Below are 18,382 nucleotides of genomic sequence, written 5' to 3'. Positions count from 1 at the left end.
AATGAACAATGCATAGGTTCTGAGTGTTGCCTGGCGCGTAAGTTCAGAAAAACAGCAAAAAAGTCGACATCCTGCGGCTAATGGATGGCTAACAAGCCAGGCGGCGATCAACTATGGCGGGCGGGCCAGACGCCGCCGTCGCCGCAGACGAAGATCCGTGAACCCGTTGCGCTGGCCTGCTCCATGCCGCCGGTGAACTCACCGAAGGCCGGCAGCAGGCTCAGGTTTTCGCCCAGGTGGAAGCAGGGCAGGCGCAGGCTTTGGCGACCGGCTCCGCGCAGGCGGAAGGTCGGGTGCAGGTGGCCGGCCAGCACGTGCAGTGCCGGGTGCGGCTCGGGCTCGTGCTGCAGGGCGAAGGGGCCGAGGGCCAGCGGCTCGTGGTGCAGGGTGAAGCCGAGGGCAGCGGGCGGGTCGCCGGCATGGCGGTCGTGGTTGCCGCGTACCAGGTCGATGGAGAGCTCCGGATGGCCGGCCCGCCAGGCAGCCAGCGCCGGCCACAGGGGGGCGTCTGCGCCCTGGCGGGCATGCAGGAAGTCGCCGAGGAACACCAGCCGGCGGCAGCCGTGTTCGTGCAGCAGGTTGTCCAGGCGGCGCAGGTTCGCCGCCGTGGTGCCGCTGGGCACCGGCTGGCCGAGGCGGCGGAAGCTGGCGGCCTTGCCGAAATGGATATCGGCCACCAGCAGGCAGCCTTCCTCGGGCCAGTACAGCGCGCGGTCGGCCAGCAGCAGGACGCGGGTACCAGCCAGCGCCACCTCCAGTGCGGCCCTCATCGCGCGCGGCTCCGGCGTGGCGGCCTGTCGGCGGCGCGCTCCAGTTGCTCGACCATGCGCGCGATGCGGTCGGCCAGCTTCTCGCTGCTCAGGCCTTCGCGGAAGCGTTCCACCAGCAGCGGGAAGGCCAGCGGTGTCGGGCGTGGCACCTCCACCAGGCGCAGTTCGCGCTCGCGGATGCGCCGCAGGCAATCCTCCAGGCGCGGCAGGTCCAGTTCCTGGCGCAGCACTTCCTCGCGGGCCTGGTGCAGCAGCAGGTTGTCCGGGTCGTACTGGCGGAACACATCGAAGAACAGCCCGCTGGAAGCCTGCAGCTGGCGCGCGCTCTTGCTGGCGCCGGGGCGGCCGGCGAACACCAGCCCGGAGATGCGGGCGATCTCGCGGAAGCGCCGGCGCGACAGCTCGCTGGCATTGAGGCTGTGCAGCAGGTCGTCGAGCAGCGCGTGCTCGCTGAACAGTTCGGGACGCAGGCACTCGGCCCAGTCCACCTCGGTGGCCGCCAGCAGCTCCAGGCCGTAGTCGTTGACGGCGATGGAGAAGCTCACCGGGCGCTGCCGGGCCAGGCGCCAGGCCAGCAGGCTGGCCAGCCCGAGGTGCACCTGGCGGCCGGCGAAGGGGTAGAGGAACAGGTGCCAGCCTTCGCGGCTCTTCAACCGCTCGGCCAGCAGGCTGTGCTCGTCGGGCAGCGCCGACCAGGCCTGCTGCAGCTCCAGCAGCGGCCGGGTCAGCTTCAGCTCCGGGCTGTCGTAATGGCCTCGCGCGGCTTCGCCCAACTGGTGAACCAGGGCGTCGGCCAGTTCGCTGGAAAGCGGCATGCGCCCGCCATTCCAGCGCGGGATGGCGGCCTTGCGTGCGGTGCTGCGGCGCACGTAGGCGGTCATGTCCTCGACCCGCACCAGTTCCAGCGGGCGGCCGGCGAAGAGGAAGGCGTCTCCCGGGCGCAGGCGCGAGATGAAGCCTTCCTCGATGCTGCCCAGGGAGCCGGCCGCGCCGCCCTTGCCCCAGAAACGCACCTGCAGGCTGGCGTCGCTGACGATGGTGCCGATGCTCTGCCGGTGCCGCCGCGCCAGTTGCGCGCTGGGCACGTGCCAATGGCCGGCGCCGTCGGGCTCGGCGCGGCGGTATTCGGGGTAGGCGGTGAGGGAGTGTCCGCCGTGGCGGATGAAGGCCAGGGCCCAGGCCCATTCGTCGTCGCCCAGGGCGCGGTAGGCCCAGCAGCTGCGCACCTCGGCGAGCATCGCCGCGGACGTGAAGCCACCGCCCAGGGCCATGCTGACCAGGTGCTGGACCAGCACGTCCAGCGGCTTCTCCGGGCTCAGGCGCGCTTCGATACGGCGCTCGGCGATGGCCTGGCGCGCGGCCACCGCCTCCACCAGTTCCAGGCTGTGGGTGGGCACCAGGGTCACCCGCGAGGCGCGGCCCGGTGCGTGGCCGGAGCGGCCGGCCCGTTGCATCAGCCGCGCCACGCCCTTGGCGGTGCCCACCTGGAGCACCCGCTCCACGGGGAGGAAATCGACCCCCAGGTCGAGGCTGGAGGTGCACACCACCGCCTTGAGCCGGCCCTGCTTGAGGCCGTTCTCGACCCACTCGCGCACCTCGCGGGACAGCGAGCCATGGTGCAGGGCGATCAGCCCGGCCCAGTCCGGCCGCGCCGCCAGCAGGGCCTGGTACCAGGCTTCGGACTGCGCGCGGGTGTTGGTGAACACCAGGCTGCTGGCGCTGGACTCCAGCTCCGCGACCACCTGCGGCAGCATGCGCAGGCCCATGTGCCCGGCCCAGGGGAAGCGCTCGACGTTGGCCGGCAGCAGGGTGTCCACCTCCAGGCGCTTGCGTTGTTCGCCCTGCAGGAGCATGCCCTCGCCGCCGGGCACCAGCACCTGCAGCGCGTGGTCCAGGTTGCCGAGGGTGGCTGAGAGGCCCCAGGTGGCGAGCGTGGGGTTCCACAGGCGCAACCGCGCCAGGGCCAGTTGCAGCTGCACGCCGCGCTTGTTGCCGAGCAGCTCGTGCCATTCGTCGACCACCACCATGCGCAGCCCGGCGAAGGCCCGGGCGGCGTCGGCGCGAGTCAGCAGCAGGGTCAGGCTTTCCGGCGTGGTGACCAGCACGCTGGGCAGGTTGCGCGATTGCCGGGCCCGCTCGGCGCTGCCGGTGTCGCCGGTGCGCAGGCCCAGGCTCCAGGGCAGGCCGAGTTCGTCGATGGGCGCCTGCAGGGCGCGGGCGGTGTCGGCCGCCAGGGCGCGCATGGGGGTTATCCACAGCACCGAGAGCGGCAGCACCTGGCCCTTGCCAGGTGCCTTGCGGGTGGGGGCGGCGCCGGCCAGCAAATCGAGGGCGGCGAACCAGGCGGCGTAGGTCTTGCCGGCGCCGGTGGTGGCGTGGAGCAGGCCGGAGCGGCCCTGGGCGACGGCGCGCCAGAGGGCCTTCTGGAAGCTGAAGGGGCGCCAGCCACGGCTGTCGAACCAGCGTGAGGAGGGCCGGGGCGGGCGGCTCAAGCCTCGGGCTCCGGCGGGGCATCGGCGAGCAGTGCCTGGAGGCTGGCGAGGGTGTCGGCCTCGGCCACCGGCTTGTCGCGGCGCCAGCGCAGCATGCGCGGGAAGCGCACGGCGACGCCGCTTTTGTGGCGCCTGGACAGGGCGATGCCTTCGAAGCCCAGTTCGAACACCAGGGTCGGGGTGACGCTGCGCACCGGGCCGAATTTCTCCACCGTGGTGCGGCGGATGATGGCGTCGACCTGGCGCATTTCTTCGTCCGTGAGGCCCGAGTAGGCCTTGGCGAAGGGCACCAGGGCGCGCTCGGCGGTGGCGTCGTCGCCATCCCAGACGGCGAAGGTGAAGTCGGTGTAGAGGTTGGCGCGGCGGCCGTGGCCACGCTGGGCGTAGATCAGCACGGCGTCGACGCTGTAGGGGTCGAGCTTCCATTTCCACCAGGTGCCCTGGTCCTTGGTGCGGCCGACGCCGTAGAGCGCGTCGCGGGCCTTGAGCATCATCCCTTCGACGCCGAGGGCGCGGGCGCCCTCGCGCTGGCGGGCGAGGTCATGCCAGTCTTCGCCGTGCACCTCGGGGGACAGTTCCAGCACCGGGTCGCCCACTTCCTCCAGCAACAGTTCCAGGCGTTCGCGGCGCTCGGCCAGGGGGCGCTGGCGCCAGTCCTCGCCACGCCACTCCAGCAGGTCGTAGGCCACCAGGCGCACGGGGGCGTCGTCGAGCACCTTGCGCGTCAGGCGCTTGCGGCCGATGCGTTGCTGCAGCAGGGCGAAGGGCTGCACGCGGCCGTCCTTCCACACCAGGATCTCGCCGTCGATCACCGTGCCTTCTGGCAGTGCATGGGCCAGGCCGTGCAGTTCGGGGAAGCGTTCGCTGACCAGCTCCTCGCCCCGCGACCAGATCCACAGGTGGCCGTCGCGGCGTACCAGCTGGGCGCGGATGCCGTCCCACTTCCATTCGACCAGCCAGTCCGTCGGCGGGCCGAGCAGGTCGGCGAAGGCGCCGACCTCTGCCTGCAGCGGGTGGGCGAGGAAGAAGGGGTAGGGCAGGCCGCCGCGTTCCAGGTGCTCGGCCTCGCTCTGTTCGGCGATGAGCCGGGCGTAGCCCTGGGCGCTGGGCGGGCGCGAGGCGTCGGTGTAGCCGACCAGGCGCTGGGCGACGCGCTTGGGGTCGAGGCCGGCGAGGTTGGCCAGGGCGCGGGTGACCAGCAGGCGCGAGACGCCGACCCGGAAGGCGCCGGTGACCAGCTTCAGGCACACCAGCAGGCTGAGGCGGTCGAGGCGCGCCCAGAGCGGTGGCAGGCGTGCGGCGAGTTCCGCCGGGGGCAGCCCGCGCAGGGGCAGCAGGTGCTCCTCGACCCAGGTGGCGAGGCCCTCTTCGGAACGCTGGACGCTGGGCGGCAGCAGCAGGGAAATGGTTTCGGCCAGATCGCCCACCGCCTGGTAGCTCTCCTCGAACAGCCATTCGGGCAGGCCGGTGATGGCCAGGGTGATCTCCCGCAGCTGCCGCACCGGCACCAGCTGGCGCGGCTTGCCACCGCTGAGGAAGTACACCGCCCAGGCGGCGTCCTCGGGCGTGGCGCTGGCGAAGTAGTCCTGCAGGGCGGCCAGCTTGGCGTTGCTGGAGGTGCTGGCGTCGAGGCGACCGTAGAGCTCGGCGAAGTCCTTCACGGGGTCGCCTCCGGGGCGCTGGCCGGTTCGTCCTCGTCGCCGTATTCGGTGCTGAAGGCCTGGGCGTCCAGGCCCTGTTCGCTGAGGTAGCGCACCAGCACGTTGACCGAACCGTGGGTGACGAACACCCGCTCGGCGCCGCTCTGCTCGATGGCCCAGAGCAGGCCCGGCCAGTCGGCGTGGTCGGAGAGCACGAAGCCGCGGTCCACGCCGCGCCGCCTGCGGGTGCCGCGCAGCATCATCCAGCCGCTGGCGAAGGCGTCGCTGTAGTCGCCGAAGCGGCGCATCCAGGTGCTGCCGCCGGCGGAGGGCGGGGCCATGACCAGGGCCTGGCGCAGCAGTGGGTCGTTGCGGGCGATGTCGCCGGCGTAGCGGGTTTGCGGCAGGGCGACGCCGGCTTCGCGGTAGACCCGGTTGAGCGGCTCCATGGCACCGTGGACGAGGATCGGGCCGATGCTCGCGTCGATGCCATGGAGGATGCGCTGGGCCTTGCCGAAGGCGTAGCAGAACAGCACGCTGGCGCGCCCGGCGGCCTGGTTGGCGCGCCACCAGGCGTCGATCTCGGCGAACAGGGCGGCTTGCGGCTGCCAGCGGTAGATGGGCAGGCCGAAGGTGGATTCGGTGATGAAGCAGTGGCAGCGCACCGGCTCGAAGGGCGCGCAGGTGCCGTCGGCCTCGGTCTTGTAGTCGCCGGAGGCCACCCACACTTCGCCCCGGTACTCCAGGCGCACCTGGGCCGAGCCGAGCACGTGGCCGGCCGGATGCAGGCTGAGGGTGACGCCGCCGTGCTCCAGGCGCTCGCCGTAGTCGAGGGTCTGCAGGCGGATGTCGCCGAGGCGCGCACGCAGGATGCCGGCGCCGGCGGCGGCCGCCAGGTAGTGGCCGTTGCCGGTGCGCGCGTGGTCGCCGTGGCCGTGGGTGATGACGGCACGTTCCACCGGTTTCCAGGGGTCGATGTAGAAGTCACCGGGCGGACAGTAGAGGCCTTCGGGCCTCGCGACGACCAGGTCCATGGGGCTGCCTCGTTGTGGGCTCATGTCTATGAGCATGGTCGGGTTCGGTTGGTTCGGCTGGCAAGTTCGCCCAGGGATCGCGACACAGGTCACGGAAGCCCCGGGTGTTCGTCGGAACAGGTGGCCTGGAACGGGGTAGGGACGTCAAGATCGGGAGCGGCTTTTCTGCCGACTTCATGGAGGATGTGCGAATGCAGGCGATCAAGGCCTATTTCCAGCGCCACGGTCATGATCCGTTCCGGATCGGCGAAGGGCGTATCAGCGGTTATCTTTCCGCGGCGCTGGGGCTGCTCAGCCTCTGCGCGGTGCTGTGTTTCCTGTTCCCCGAATGGCTGACCTTCGCCGAGTTCCGCAAGGTCTACAGCGAGCAGTTCGCCCGCAGCGTGCTGCTGGTGGGGCTGGTGGCGTCGTTCTCCCTGGGCACGCTCAACATCCTGCTCAACCGCCGCAAGCGGCTGGGCTTCACCGGCATCGCCGCCTCGGGCCTGGCGGTGTTCCTCGGCGGCACCAACATCCAGTTCGAGACCATCGGCCAGACCCCCTATTCCCTGGGGCTGGACTGGTTCGTGCTGGCGCTGCTGGTCTCGGCCATCGTGTTCATCCCGCTGGAGAAGCTCTACGCCAAGGACCCGGAGCAGAACATCCTGCGCCCCCACTGGCGCACGGACCTGGCGTACTTCTTCGTCAGCCACATGCTGGTGCAGTTCATCCTGATCTTCGTCACCGCCTCGTCCACGCTGCTGGGGGGCTGGGCGGTGTCGCCGGCCTTCCAGGCGGGCGTGCAGTCGCTGCCGATCTGGCTGCAGTTCATCCTCGCGGTGCTGGTGGCGGACCTGGGCCAGTACTGGCTGCACCGCCTGTACCACGTGGTGCCCTGGCTGTGGCGCTTCCATGCGGTGCACCACTCGAGCACGGCGATGGACTGGCTGGCCGGCTCGCGCATCCACTTCGTGGAGATCCTGCTGACCCGTACCGGGGTGCTGGTGCCGCTGATGCTGATGGGCTTCTCGCCCCAGGCGATGAATGCCTACGTGATCCTGGTGGGCGTGCAGGCGGTGCTGGCCCACGCCAACGTGCGCATCGACGGCGGCTGGCTGAACTACCTGCTGGTGCTGCCGCGCTACCACCACTGGCACCACGCCCGGCACCCGGACTACATCTACAAGAACTACGCGATCCACCTGCCGATCGTCGACATGCTGTTCGGCACCTTCAAGCTGCCGCCCAAGGAGTGGCCGACCCGTTATGGCGTGTTCGGCAAGCCGCTGCCGGACGGCATCCTGCGCCAGCACCTGTACCCCTTCCAGAAGCCGGAGCCCAAGGCACCGGTGAAGCCGAAGGCGTCCTGACCTTCGATGGCGGCCCATGTGCAATGCATGGGCCGCTGCTTCTGATTCTTCCCCTTTCCCTTTTTGCCGATTCCCGGGCTGAGGCCCGGGCTACGTCCGTAGGTTGGCGCCGAGCCGGCGAGGCCCGACATCGCGGCAGGGATGGGCTCCGGTGCGTTGGGCTTCGTGCCTCAGCCCAACCTACGAGGCTTTTCGCGGGCAAAAGAAAGGGCGCCGGTGAGGGCGCCCTGAAATGATGTGATCTATGGAGTAAGTCCGCTTACATAGACAGTGCCGGGGCGGTTAGTTCCCGCCCCGGGCGATCATTTTTGCGGGGTGAGCATCAGCCGCTTGGTGCCGTAGACCTTGTCGAGGTTCTGCGACTGGAAGGGGAAGCTCATGTAGCGGGCCTTGAGCCAGGCGTCGATGCCGTCGGCGTAGTTGGGGCTGGCCGGGTTGCCGGACTGGCCGGAGCTGTTGAGCCCGATCATGGGTTCCGGCTGGCCGAAGTCGACGATGATGCGCATGGCCGGGATCAGCCAGGTGTCGAAGTCGTTGCCCCACTCGTAGGCCGAGACGTTCAGCGTGTTCATGTCGCCGCCGGCCGGGTAGGGGCCACGGTCCAGGTAGCCCTGGATGGCGTTGATCCCGGTGCGCTGGCTGGCGCTCATGAAGGGCGCGAGCCTGGTGGTGTCGGTGGCCCAGGTGTAGCTGTGCAGCTTGCCCCACTGCCAGGTCTTGCGGTCGGTGCCGAGCTTGCCTTCGGCGAAGCTGACGGCGGCGGCCAGGCTGCGGGCGAGGATGGCGGGCTTGTCTTCCTTCTGCGCTGTGCGCACGTCGTCCCAGAACGGGCTGTCGGCGCGGCCCAGCAGGTGGTCGGCCTGGGCGGAGTAGGAGAGGTTGGCGGTCTCCACCAGGGCCTGCCAGGCCGGGCTGCCTTCGGGGCCGAGTTCGTCCTGGAAGATCTGCCTGGCGCTTTCCTGCAGGAAGGCTTCGTAGAACACCGCATCGGCCGAGGTCGGGCGCAGGTCGCCATCGAAGGCCAGCAGGCGGCTCAGGGCTTCACGGGCCTTGTCGCGCTCGGACGCGGGCAGGGCGTCGAAGGCCTTCTTCAGCGGCTGGGCCATGGCCGGGTCTTCGAACATCGCCTTGAGCTTGGCGGCGAAGGGCGTGGTCTGGTCGTACTGCATGGCGATGGTGCTGCGGGTGTCGTGCTTGCCGCTGCCGGCGAGCTCGGCGATGCGCTCGGCCCGCTCCGGGTAGAACCAGGAATTGGACAGCTGCACCCCATAGCCGCCCTGCACGGTGCGGTGGTTGGCTGTGCCGAGCCAGCCCTGGGTCGGGTCCTGGTCATAGGGGTGCAGCATGGGGTCGGCGAAACCGTCCCAGTCGTAGCGGCTGTCCCAGCCGGGGGAGGGCATCAGGCCACGGCCTTCGCGACGGTTGGGGTAGCGGCCGGTGACCTGCCAGGCGATGTGCTGGGCATCGGCGGTGAGCAGGTTGAGGCCGATGGCGCGGATCGAGCGCGTCGCCTCGCTGGCCTGCTCGACGGATTGCGCGCGGGACAGGTCGAAGAAGGCGTCCAGGGTCTGGTCGTTCTCGAACTGCGCGGTCTTCAGGGCGATGCCCAGGCCGCTCTTCATCTCCAGGGGCTGCAGCGGGTGCTTGCGCTGGCCGAGCACGGAGTTGAGCAGCGGGCCGTGGCGGGTCTCGTAGAGGGTTTCGCGGATCGGCCGCTCGCCCTTGATGAAGAAGGTCTCGTTGCGCTCGATGGCCGGCTGCCATTTGCCGTCGGCGAGGTAGTAGAGGCGGTTGCCCTCGCGCTTGACCTTTTCCAGGTAGAGGTCCTGGTTGTCGGCCATGACCATGGTCATGCCCCAGGCCAGCTTGCCGTTGAAGCCGGCGACCACGGCGGGCACGCCGGCGATGGTGACGCCTGCGGCCTGGAACTTCGGCGAGCGGATCTGCATGAAGTTCCAGTACGAGGGCATGGCCAGCGGCAGGTGGGTGTCGTTGGCGAGGATGCTCTTGCCGTTGCGCGTGTGCCCGGGAGCGATGGCCCAGTTGTTGGAGGCGGCGACGCCGAGCATGTTCAGGCCCGCCAGTTGCCCGGCGGCCTGGTCGATGGCGGCGAGGCCCTGGATCTGCCCGCCGAGGTTGAGGCCCTTGAGCTTGTCGGCTTCGTCGAAGGGCAGGTCCTCGTCCGGGTAGGTGGGCAGCAGCCAGGCGACCTTATCGGCCCCGACCTTCTGCGCCATGACCAGCGAGGCGATCTCTTCCTGCAGGTTCACCGCCAGGCCGAAGTTGAGCAGGCTGAAGACCAGCACCGAGTCCTCGGGTTTCCAGTAGGCGGGCTTGTAGCCGGACTCGGCGAGGTCCATCGGCAGCTTGTCGCGGTACTGGAAGAGGTAGGCGTTGACGCCGCGCGCGTAGACCTCGAAGAAGGACTTCAGGCGCGGGGAGGCGTTCTTGTAGAGGATGTCCGCGCTCTTGCGCAGGTTCACCGCGCGCATGAAGCGATCGACCTCCAGCACGCCGGGGCCGGCCATCTCGGCCAGGCGACCTTCGGCCATGAGGCGCAGGCCGACCATCTGGCTGAGGCGGTCGGAGGCGTGCACGTAGCCCATGGCGAACAGGGCGTCGTGGAAGGTGGTGGTCTCGATCAGCGGCATGCCCAGCGGGTTGCGGCGGATGGAGACGCTCTGCGCCAGGCCCTTGACCGGCTTGAAGCCGGAGGTGGGGGGCAGGCTGTCGGAATAGCGGCTGTCGAGCCAGGACTGGCAACCGGTCAGCGCGACCATGGCGCCGAGGGCGGCGGCCAGGCAGAAACGAGGCAGGAAGCGCTTGGGCGCAGGCGAGGCCATGGAGCGGTATCTCCCGAAGAGGCGGCGGTTTTCAAACGCGCTACGTTAGAGAGCGGCCTCGCACTGCGCAAGCGCCGTTGGCCCTACTTTTTAGCGGCGGCGGGGTTGATCTTTTCCACCAGTTCATAGGCGCGGATCGTGGCCGGGCGGGCCTGGATGCTGTGGAACCAGCGCTTGAGATTGGGGAAGTCGTCGAGGTCCTGTTCCTGGTAGGTGTGCGGGACGATCCAGGGATAGATGGCCATGTCGGCGATGCCGTACTCGGCGCCGGCGACGAAGGGGCGGTCGGCCAGGCGCTTGTCGAGCACGCCGTAGAGGCGGGCGGTCTCCTTCACGTAGCGCTGGATGGCGTAGGGCACCTTCTCCGGGGCGAAGCGGTTGAAGTGGTGGTTCTGCCCGGCCATCGGGCCGAGGCCGCCCATCTGCCAGAACAGCCACTGCAGGGTTTCTTCGCGACCGCGCAGGTCGGCGGGGATGAAGCGCCCGGTCTTCTCGGCGAGGTAGAGCAGGATGGCGCCGGACTCGAACAGCGATAGCGGCTCGCCGCCGTCCGCCGGGGCGTGGTCGACGATGGCGGGGATGCGGTTGTTCGGGGCGATCTTGAGGAAGCTCGGCTGGAACTGCTCGTCCTTGCCGATGTTGATGGGGTGGATCCGGTAGGGGAGGCCGGTCTCCTCGAGGAACAGCGTGATCTTGTGGCCGTTGGGGGTGGTCCAGTAGTAGAGGTCGATCATGGTGGGACTCCTCAGGATGCGGGCGGCCAGCCTAAAGGATTCCCCACGCCAACGAAAAGGCCCGTACTAGACGGGCCTTGGTTGCACTGGCGCGGATCAGGCGCCGTGGCATTTCTTGAATTTCTTCGCGCTGCCACAGGGGCAGGGATCGTTGCGGCCCACTTCCTTCAGCGGGTTGCGCACCGGCTCCTGCGGGCCGTGGTTGCAGTGCGGGCCGTGCACATGGCCGTGATCGTGGTGGTGGTCATGATCATGGTCGTGGTTGCAGTCGGGGCCATGGACATGGGGTTCTTGACTCATGGAAAGGTCACTCCGGGATGTAGTTGCCCGGGATTATCTCGCCATTGCGCGAGAGGTGCACGCTCTTGCCGAACATCAGGCCGGTCTTCACCTCGCCTTCGAGGCGGTAGTGGATCGGCTCGTCGGGCTTCTCCAGGAGCTTGACGATGTACTTCATGTGGCGCCAGAGGTTGGTGCGCACCGGGACATCGAAGGTCTCGTGGCCATTGGCGGGCACGGTGAACCAGGTGCTGGACTCGCCGGAGGCGAGCTTCACGTCGTTGAGGTGGACGGTATAGACCAGGCCGCGGACGGGCAGGCTGACGTCGTTGGGGTTGTCCACGCGAAAGCGCAGCAGGAACTGCTGCTCGAGGAGTTTCGCCTTGATCACATCGACCTTGACCAGCCGTACGTCCGGATCGCGGAAGCCGCCGGTCATCCAGGTGGAACATCCCGTCAGGCCCGAAAGAGGGAGGGCCAGTAACATCATTAGGCTGAGAATTCTTATCGTTTGCGCCTGAGAAAACATTGCATTACTCCATCGACGCTCAAGTGTAACAAGCAACTGCTTGGCTGCAACTTGTTGTTTGCAGAAAAAAACCTGCGCCATACTGCGGTCTGTTTCGGACAGGAGTGTGACCATGAGCCGCTACGAGATCGCTTTCTCCGGCCAACTGGTTCCGGGAGCCCGGCTGGAGCTGGTGCAGGCCAACATGGCCAAGCTCTTCCAGGCTGACGCGCAACGCATCGCCATGCTGTTTTCCGGCAGGCGCATCGTGATCAAGAACAACCTCGATGAGGCCGCCGCCGAGAAATATCGTGCAACGCTTGAGCGTGCCGGTGCGGTGGTGGACGTGGTGTCGATGGACGTCGAGATCGAGGAGGTGGAGCTGGCGCCGCCGCCCGTGCAGGAGCCGGTCGCCGCGCCGCGCGCCCCGGTGGCCCAGCCGGCCGGGGAGGGCGCTCCGGTGGGGCGCCTGAAAGTGGCGCCGCGTGACGAATACATGGCGGCGTTCGCCGAGGTGGACGCGCCGGACTTCGGCATCGCTCCGGTGGGGGCGGACCTGCAGGACGCCAAGGCCGAGGCGCAGGCGCCCAAGGTCGACCTGAGCCAGTTCAGCCTGGCGCCGGTGGGCAGCGACATGGGCCAGGCCAAGGCCGCCCCGGCCGCGCCGCCGCCGGATACCTCGCACCTGCGCATACAGGAGTGAGTGCCCGCCCATGAAAAAGCCCGCCGATCGGCGGGCTTTTTCATCTGTGGCCTGGGCATCCCCGCCTTCGGCGCGGCGTCAGCCCAGCTCGCCCACAGCCCTCCAGGCCTCGTCGATGGCGGCGTGGGCGTAGGCGCTCCAGGCCGCGTCGGAGTTGGCGATGGTGACGTTGCCGACCTGGGTGCGCGCCAGGTTCATCAGCTTCTCGCTCTCGTCTTCGTCGTCGAACAGGCTGTTGGCGAAATAGGCGTAGCCATGGGACCAGCGGTTCACGGTGATGCCGAGGATGTCCTTCTGATGGTCGAAGCCGGCCGGGCCGAGCATGGCCTGGAGCTGGTCGCGGATGGCCGTCTCCATCTGCTCGAAGCTCATGCCGTAGAGCTTGGTGCGACCGACCCGCGCCTGGGTGCGGGCGTCCATGCCCATGTTCGGGCTGGTGGGCACGTGGACCATGTGCAGGCCGATGGGCTGGTTCGGGTCGCGTGGGTGGCGGTAGCCGCCGATGTCCACCGGGTAGTCGAGCTTGACCCGGCTGTAGGGCTGGTTCGGCGCGTAGATCTCGTGCACGCCGAGCTTGCGGAAGCTTTGCCAGTTGCGGATCACCACCTTGGTGTACACCAGCGGGAACTTCACGTTCTGCGACAGCGCGTGGGCCTGCTCGGCGGAGAGGTCGCGCAGGATGTAGGGGATGATCATGTTGTAGCAGGCCAGCACCGTGTGCTTGCCGCGTACCCGGTGCAGCTGGCCGCCGCGGCTGTAGCCGACGTCCACGCCGCCGTCGCGGTTGCGCACGCTGACCACGGTGCTGTTCAGGCGCAGGCGCACCGGGCTGCCCGGCTGGTCGAGCCTGGCGTAGTCGAAGTCGGCGAGGACGATGTCGTCCATGCCCTTGCCCGCTGCCACGGCCGGGATCAACCCGCGCACCAGCAGGCGCGCCAGGGACGCGTTGCCGTCCGGGAAGTGGTAGATGTACGGCTCTTCCATCTCCGCCTTGGCCTCTTCGCTGACGGGGGAGAGGTCCATGGCGGCGAAGCCGGGGAAGCCCACCGAGTAGGCGTCGGCGGCGGCCACGGCGTCGATGCTCAGGGCCGAGAAGTCATTGGTGCGGGCGAGGAAATAGCGGGTGGCCGCCTCGCTCAGGCCCACGTCCTTGCGCAGGAAGTCCTGGTAGCTGGTCTTGGCCAGGTGGTCTTCCTTCTCCTCGCGGCTCTTGCCGGCGAGGTAGTCGCGCGGTGCCTCGTGCAGGTCGATCAACGCCTGGCGATCGGCCTCCGGCAGCGGGAAGTCCTCGATGAAGGCGCGCCAGCTGCGGGCGTTGAGTTTTTCCGGGGCGATGTCGTCGGCCACCATGGGCGTCGGGTCGCCGGTCACCAGCTTGTCCTGGCCGAAGCCGGCCTTGTCGAAGAACACCCCGCGCGACAGGCCCAGGCCCGGGTAGAAGTCGCGGTCGAAGGCGGTCTCGAAGCGGTCGATGTCTACGCCCAGCTGCTTGAGCAGGCCGTTGACCTCCTTGCTGTAGAGGCTCTTGGGCGACTGGAAGGCTTCGCTGCCGCCGTAGCCGAGGATCATCCGCCCGCCGGCCTGGAATTCGTTGCGCTTGGCGTGGCCGCCGAAGTCGTCGTGGTTCTCGACGATGAGCACGCGTGCCTGCGGGTGCTTCTGGCGGTAGAACCAGGCCGCGGCGAGACCGCTGATGCCGCCGCCGACCACCACCAGGTCGTATTCCTCCTCGATCTTCAGACCGTCGGTATCGAACACCTTCTTTTCCCAGCCCATCTGGTGCGCCACCTCGAAGGCGCCGGGGTGGCTACCGCGCAGGCCGGTGAGGGCGGGCGGGTAGTAGCGGCCGGAGGGGGCGGCCTGGAGCAGCTGCAGCGGAGTGAGTCCGGCGCCGATGGCGAGGGCAGCGCCGTTGAGGAAGTCGCGGCGGGTGATGGTCATGGTGTACCTGCAAGGCGTTGTCGTTTTTTATGCATGGCGCCCGGGTCGTGCCGGGTGCCACGTCGGGCTTACCAGCCCAGTTGCTTATTGAAGCCGAGGGCGTCGTAGTAGTCGCCCTGGTAGGCGATCTTGCCGTCCTTGATGCGCACGAAGCTGACCCCTTCGAACTTCAGGGGCTTGTTCGTGGCCGGGGTTTCCGCGCCCCAGGCGCCGCTGTTGGTGCCGCTGAACTCCCACTGGAAGGCGATGCCGTCGGGCCCGACGATGGGCTCGCTGGTCATCTTCCATTTCAGGTCCGGCACCGCGCCGATGAACACCTTGATGACGTTGTCGCGGGCGGCGGCCTTGCCTTTCTGCGGGGTGCCGACGGTGGCGTCGAAGTACTCCGCATCCTCGGCGAGGAAGGTTGCGGCCTTGTCCGCATCGTGGGCATTCCAGGCGGCCATGTAGCCCTCGACGACGGACCTTGCATCACCGGCGGCCTGGGCCAGGCCGGTGGCGGCGCACAGCAGGATGAAGCTGAAACTACGCAGGGTGGTTCGCATTTCGGTTCTCCTGGGGGTGGGGTGCAGCGGTTTGAAGCGGAGCCTGTGGTGAGCAGGGATCTGTGGGAGCGAATTCATTCACGAAAGCCGCGCAGCGGCCAGCCGTTTACCTGCCGGCCCTGCGGGCCGGATCGCGAATGAATTCGCTCCCACAAAAAAAGCGTGCGGAGCGCTGAGTGGCTGAGCGTCGTGAGCGACGGCCAGGCTAGGCGGAAGACGGCGAGAAAGCGGAATGTACGTTTGTACATGAGCATTTCGAGCCGGCTTCCAACAACGCCTGGCCTAGCGCAACAGCTCAGGGTCAGTGTTTGAACATGACGTGGCGGATGGCGGTGTAATCCTCCAATCCGTACATCGACATGTCCTTGCCGTAGCCCGACAGCTTCACGCCGCCGTGGGGCATCTCGCTGACCAGCATGAAGTGGGTGTTGACCCAGGTGCAGCCGTACTGCAGGCGCGCGGAGAGGCGGTGGGCGCGGCCGACGTCGGCGGTCCACAGCGAAGACGCCAGGCCATAGTCGGAGTCGTTGGCCCAGGCCAGCACCTGCGCCTCGTCGTCGAAGGCGGTGACCGAAACCACCGGGCCGAAGACTTCGCGGCGCACGATCTCGTCGTCCTGGCGGGCGTCGGCGATCACCGTGGGTTCGAAGAAGAAGCCGGGGCCTTCGACCTTCTTGCCGCCGGTGACGATGCGGATGTGCGGCTGGGCGGCGGCGCGCTCGACGAAACCGGCCACGCGCTCGCGGTGCTGCTCGGTGATCAGCGGGCCGAGCTCGGTGCCGGCGTCGTCCTGCAGGCCGTACTTGATGGTGGAGACGGCGGCGCCGAGCTTCTCGACGAACTTCTCGTAGATGCCCTTCTGCGCGTAGATGCGGCAGGCGGCGGTACAGTCCTGGCCGGCGTTGTAGAAGCCGAAGGTGCGGATGCCTTCCACGGCGGCGTCGATGTCGGCGTCGTCGAAGATGATCACCGGGGCCTTGCCGCCCAGTTCCATGTGCATGCGCTTAACGGTGTCGGCGGTGCCGGCGATGATGCGCGAGCCGGTGGCCACCGAGCCGGTGAGCGAGACCATGCGCACCTTGGGGTGGGTGGTCAGCGGCTCGCCGACGCTGGGGCCGCGGCCGAAGACGATGTTGACCACGCCGGCGGGGAAGATCTCGGCCAGGTACTCGGCCAGCTTCAGCGCGGTCAGCGGGGTCTGCTCGGAGGGCTTGAGCACCACGGTGTTGCCGGCGGCCAGTGCCGGGCCGAGCTTCCACGCGGCCATCATCAGCGGGTAGTTCCAGGGCGCGATGGAGGCGATGACGCCCACCGGGTCGCGACGGATCATCGAGGTGTGGCCGGGCAGGTATTCACCAGCGGCGGAACCGCTCATGCAGCGGCTGGCACCGGCGAAGAAGCGGAACACGTCGGCGACGGCGGGCAGCTCGTCGTTCAGCGCGGCGGTGTAGGGCTTGCCGCAGTTGTCCGACTCCAGGCGCGCCAGTTCCTCGGCGCCGGCGTCGATGCGGTCTGCGAGCTTGAGCAGCAGGGTGGAGCGGTCCTTGGGCGGGGTCTGCGACCAGGCGTCGAAGGCGGCGTCGGCGGCGCGCACGGCGGCGTCGACCTGGGCCTCGCTGGCTTCGGGGATGTCCACCAGGGTGGTGCCACGGGCGGGGTTGAGCACGGCTTGCGCGGCGCCTTCGCCGGCGACCAGTTGGCCGTTGATCAGGAGTTTGGTCTGCATGGTGAATCCTCCAGTCGGGGTTTCGCGAATCCGGGGTTGAGGCCCCCGCCGTCGTGACGGGGGCGGTGTGTCACTTGCCGCTGCCGGCCACGCCTTCGCCACCCTTGGTCAGGTAGTAGGCGCCGAGGATCGGCAGCATGGTCACCAGCATCACCAGCATGGCGACGACGTTGGTGACCGGCACATCGCGCGGGCGGCTGAGCTGGTTGAGCAGCCACAGCGGCAGGGTGCGTTCGTGGCCGGCGGTGAAGGTGGTGACGATGATCTCGTCGAAGGACAGCGCGAAGGCCAGCATGCCGCCCGCCAGCAGGGCCGAGCCGAGGTTCGGCAGGATGATGTAGCGGAAGGTCTGCCAGCCGTCGGCGCCCAGGTCCATCGAGGCTTCGATGAGGCTGTGGGAGATGCGCCGGAAACGCGCGATCACGTTGTTGTGGACGATCACCACGCAGAAGGTGGCGTGGCCGATGATGATGGTCAGCAGCCCCGGCTCCAGGCCCAGGCTCTTGAACGCCGAGAGCAGCGCGATGCCGGTGATGATGCCGGGCAGGGCGATGGGCAGGATCAGCATCAGCGAGATGCTCTCCTTGCCGAAGAAGCTGCGCCGGTACAGCGCCGCCGAGGCCAGGGTGCCGAGCACCATGGCGATCAGCGTGGCGACGCAGGCGACCTGCAGCGACAGCTTGATCGACTCCAGCACGTCCTCGCGGGCGAAGGCCACGCTGAACCAGTGCAGGGTGAAGCCCTTGGGCGGGAAGCTGAAGGCCGCGTCCTCGGTGTTGAAGGCATAGAGGAAGATGATCAGGATCGGGAAGTGCAGGAAAACCAGCCCGCCCCAGGCGGCCGCTTTCAGGCCCCAGGAAGCTTTCTCAGAGTGCATCGAATGCCCCCAGACGTTTGACGATGGAGAGGTACACGGCGATCAGCACGATCGGCACCAGGGTGAAGGCGGCGGCCATGGGCATGTTGCCGATGGCACCCTGCTGGGCGTAGACCATGCTGCCGATGAAGTAGCCGGGCGGGCCCACCAGTTGCGGCACGATGAAGTCGCCCAGGGTCAGGCTGAAGGTGAAGATCGAGCCGGCGGCGATGCCCGGGATCGACAGCGGCAGCACCACCTGCAGGAAGGTCTGGCGGGGCTTGGCACCGAGGTCGGCAGAGGCTTGCAGCAGGTTCGGCGGCAGGCGCTCCAGGGAGGCCTGGATCGGCAGGATCATGAACGGCAGCCAGATGTAGACGAACACCAGGAAGCGTCCCAGGTGCGAGGTGGACAAGGTGCTGCCGCCGACGCCGGGGATGCCGAGGATGAACTGCAGCACCGGCTCCAGTCCGAACTGCTGGACGAACCACTGGGCCACGCCGCCCTTGGCCAGCAGCAGGGTCCAGGCGTAGGCCTTGACGATGTAGCTGGCCCACATGGGCATCATCACCGCGATGTAGAAGAACGCCTTGGTCTTGCCCGTGGTGTAGCGCGCCATGTAGTAGGCGATGGGGAAGGCCAGCATGCCGCTGGCGATCGACACCGCCACGGCCATGGCCAGGGTGCGCTGGATGATGTCGAAGTTGGCGGCCTGGAACAGCGCCGAGAAGTTCGCCAGGGTCAGGTCCGTGGACACCGCCATGGTGAAGTCGTCGAAGGTGTAGAAGCCCTGCCACAAGAGGCTCAGCAACGAGCCCAGGTAGATGGCGCCGAACCACAGCAGCGGCGGGATCAGCAGCATCGACAGGTACAGCGTCGGCCGGCGGTAGAGCAGGTTGGACAGGCGCCGCATGGCCCCGCTGGGGGCGGCCTGTGCCTGGGCGGTGAGGGTCGCGTTCATG

General features: G+C 68.3%; 15 protein-coding genes. 2 read left to right on the top strand and 13 right to left on the bottom strand.

Going from position 1 to position 18,382, the window contains the following annotated elements:
* Positions 1–107: 107 nt before the first annotated feature.
* Genes pdeM through WFQ67_RS05900 form a run of 4 tightly spaced genes read right to left on the bottom strand, consistent with a single transcriptional unit; the run spans position 108 to position 5,936 of the window.
* The gene (pdeM, locus tag WFQ67_RS05915; protein ID WP_213625984.1) at positions 108–770 is read right to left on the bottom strand and encodes a ligase-associated DNA damage response endonuclease PdeM; all 663 of its coding nucleotides are present in this window, start codon (positions 768–770) and stop codon (positions 108–110) included.
* A complete protein-coding gene (locus tag WFQ67_RS05910) occupies positions 767–3,262 on the bottom strand; it encodes a ligase-associated DNA damage response DEXH box helicase (protein WP_337056383.1) in 2,496 nt (831 codons plus the stop codon). The genes pdeM and WFQ67_RS05910 overlap by 4 nt, the downstream gene beginning before the upstream one ends.
* Positions 3,259–4,923, bottom strand: coding sequence for an ATP-dependent DNA ligase (locus WFQ67_RS05905; protein ID WP_337056382.1), 1,665 nt, complete (start codon positions 4,921–4,923; stop codon positions 3,259–3,261). The genes WFQ67_RS05910 and WFQ67_RS05905 overlap by 4 nt, the downstream gene beginning before the upstream one ends.
* Positions 4,920–5,936, bottom strand: coding sequence for a ligase-associated DNA damage response exonuclease (locus WFQ67_RS05900; protein WP_337056381.1), 1,017 nt, complete (start codon positions 5,934–5,936; stop codon positions 4,920–4,922). Before WFQ67_RS05900 ends, WFQ67_RS05905 begins: the two co-directional genes overlap by 4 nt.
* Positions 5,937–6,127: 191 nt before the next feature.
* Between WFQ67_RS05900 and WFQ67_RS05895 the strand changes: the two genes are divergently transcribed.
* On the top strand, positions 6,128–7,285 hold the full coding sequence (locus tag WFQ67_RS05895) for a sterol desaturase family protein (protein WP_337056380.1): 1,158 nt from the start codon (positions 6,128–6,130) through the stop codon (positions 7,283–7,285).
* Between the two features lie 302 nt (positions 7,286–7,587).
* Here WFQ67_RS05895 and WFQ67_RS05890 read toward each other — a convergent pair whose 3' ends face one another.
* The 4 genes from WFQ67_RS05890 to WFQ67_RS05875 all read right to left on the bottom strand — a co-directional run bounded on the left by WFQ67_RS05890 (position 7,588) and on the right by WFQ67_RS05875 (position 11,670).
* Positions 7,588–10,128, bottom strand: a complete 2,541-nt coding sequence (locus WFQ67_RS05890; protein WP_337056379.1) for a penicillin acylase family protein — start codon at positions 10,126–10,128, stop codon at positions 7,588–7,590.
* A gap of 83 nt (positions 10,129–10,211) precedes the next feature.
* A complete protein-coding gene (locus WFQ67_RS05885; protein ID WP_213625978.1) occupies positions 10,212–10,862 on the bottom strand; it encodes a glutathione binding-like protein in 651 nt (216 codons plus the stop codon).
* Between the two features lie 96 nt (positions 10,863–10,958).
* Positions 10,959–11,162: an SEC-C metal-binding domain-containing protein gene (locus tag WFQ67_RS05880; protein WP_173176035.1), complete on the bottom strand. Its 204-nt coding sequence runs from the start codon at positions 11,160–11,162 to the stop codon at positions 10,959–10,961.
* 7 nt (positions 11,163–11,169) lie between these two features.
* Positions 11,170–11,670, bottom strand: coding sequence for an LEA type 2 family protein (locus WFQ67_RS05875; RefSeq protein WP_173176037.1), 501 nt, complete (start codon positions 11,668–11,670; stop codon positions 11,170–11,172).
* A 112-nt stretch (positions 11,671–11,782) separates the two neighbouring features.
* Between WFQ67_RS05875 and WFQ67_RS05870 the strand changes: the two genes are divergently transcribed.
* Complete coding sequence (locus WFQ67_RS05870) at positions 11,783–12,352, top strand: hypothetical protein (RefSeq protein ID WP_213625977.1); 570 nt, start codon at positions 11,783–11,785, stop codon at positions 12,350–12,352.
* Between the two features lie 78 nt (positions 12,353–12,430).
* On the opposite strand, the gene WFQ67_RS05865 is transcribed toward WFQ67_RS05870, so the two are convergent.
* The 5 genes from WFQ67_RS05865 to WFQ67_RS05845 all read right to left on the bottom strand — a co-directional run bounded on the left by WFQ67_RS05865 (position 12,431) and on the right by WFQ67_RS05845 (position 18,381).
* Entirely contained in the window at positions 12,431–14,293 is a 1,863-nt protein-coding gene (locus WFQ67_RS05865) for an FAD-dependent oxidoreductase (RefSeq protein WP_337056378.1), read from the bottom strand.
* 68 nt (positions 14,294–14,361) lie between these two features.
* A complete protein-coding gene (locus WFQ67_RS05860) occupies positions 14,362–14,838 on the bottom strand; it encodes an ester cyclase (protein ID WP_173176043.1) in 477 nt (158 codons plus the stop codon).
* 301 nt (positions 14,839–15,139) lie between these two features.
* Entirely contained in the window at positions 15,140–16,564 is a 1,425-nt protein-coding gene (locus WFQ67_RS05855; protein ID WP_337056377.1) for a gamma-aminobutyraldehyde dehydrogenase, read from the bottom strand.
* Positions 16,565–16,634: 70 nt separating this feature from the next.
* Positions 16,635–17,441: an ABC transporter permease gene (locus WFQ67_RS05850; RefSeq protein ID WP_021217182.1), complete on the bottom strand. Its 807-nt coding sequence runs from the start codon at positions 17,439–17,441 to the stop codon at positions 16,635–16,637.
* Positions 17,431–18,381 (bottom strand): ABC transporter permease, encoded by a 951-nt coding sequence (locus WFQ67_RS05845; RefSeq protein ID WP_213625973.1) that lies wholly within the window; start codon positions 18,379–18,381, stop codon positions 17,431–17,433. Before WFQ67_RS05845 ends, WFQ67_RS05850 begins: the two co-directional genes overlap by 11 nt.
* Position 18,382 lies beyond the last annotated feature (1 nt).

Source organism: Pseudomonas sp. USHLN015 (assembly GCF_037153275.1).
GTDB lineage: Bacteria > Pseudomonadota > Gammaproteobacteria > Pseudomonadales > Pseudomonadaceae > Metapseudomonas > Metapseudomonas tohonis.
This window is presented reverse-complemented; position numbering and strand designations above follow the sequence as displayed.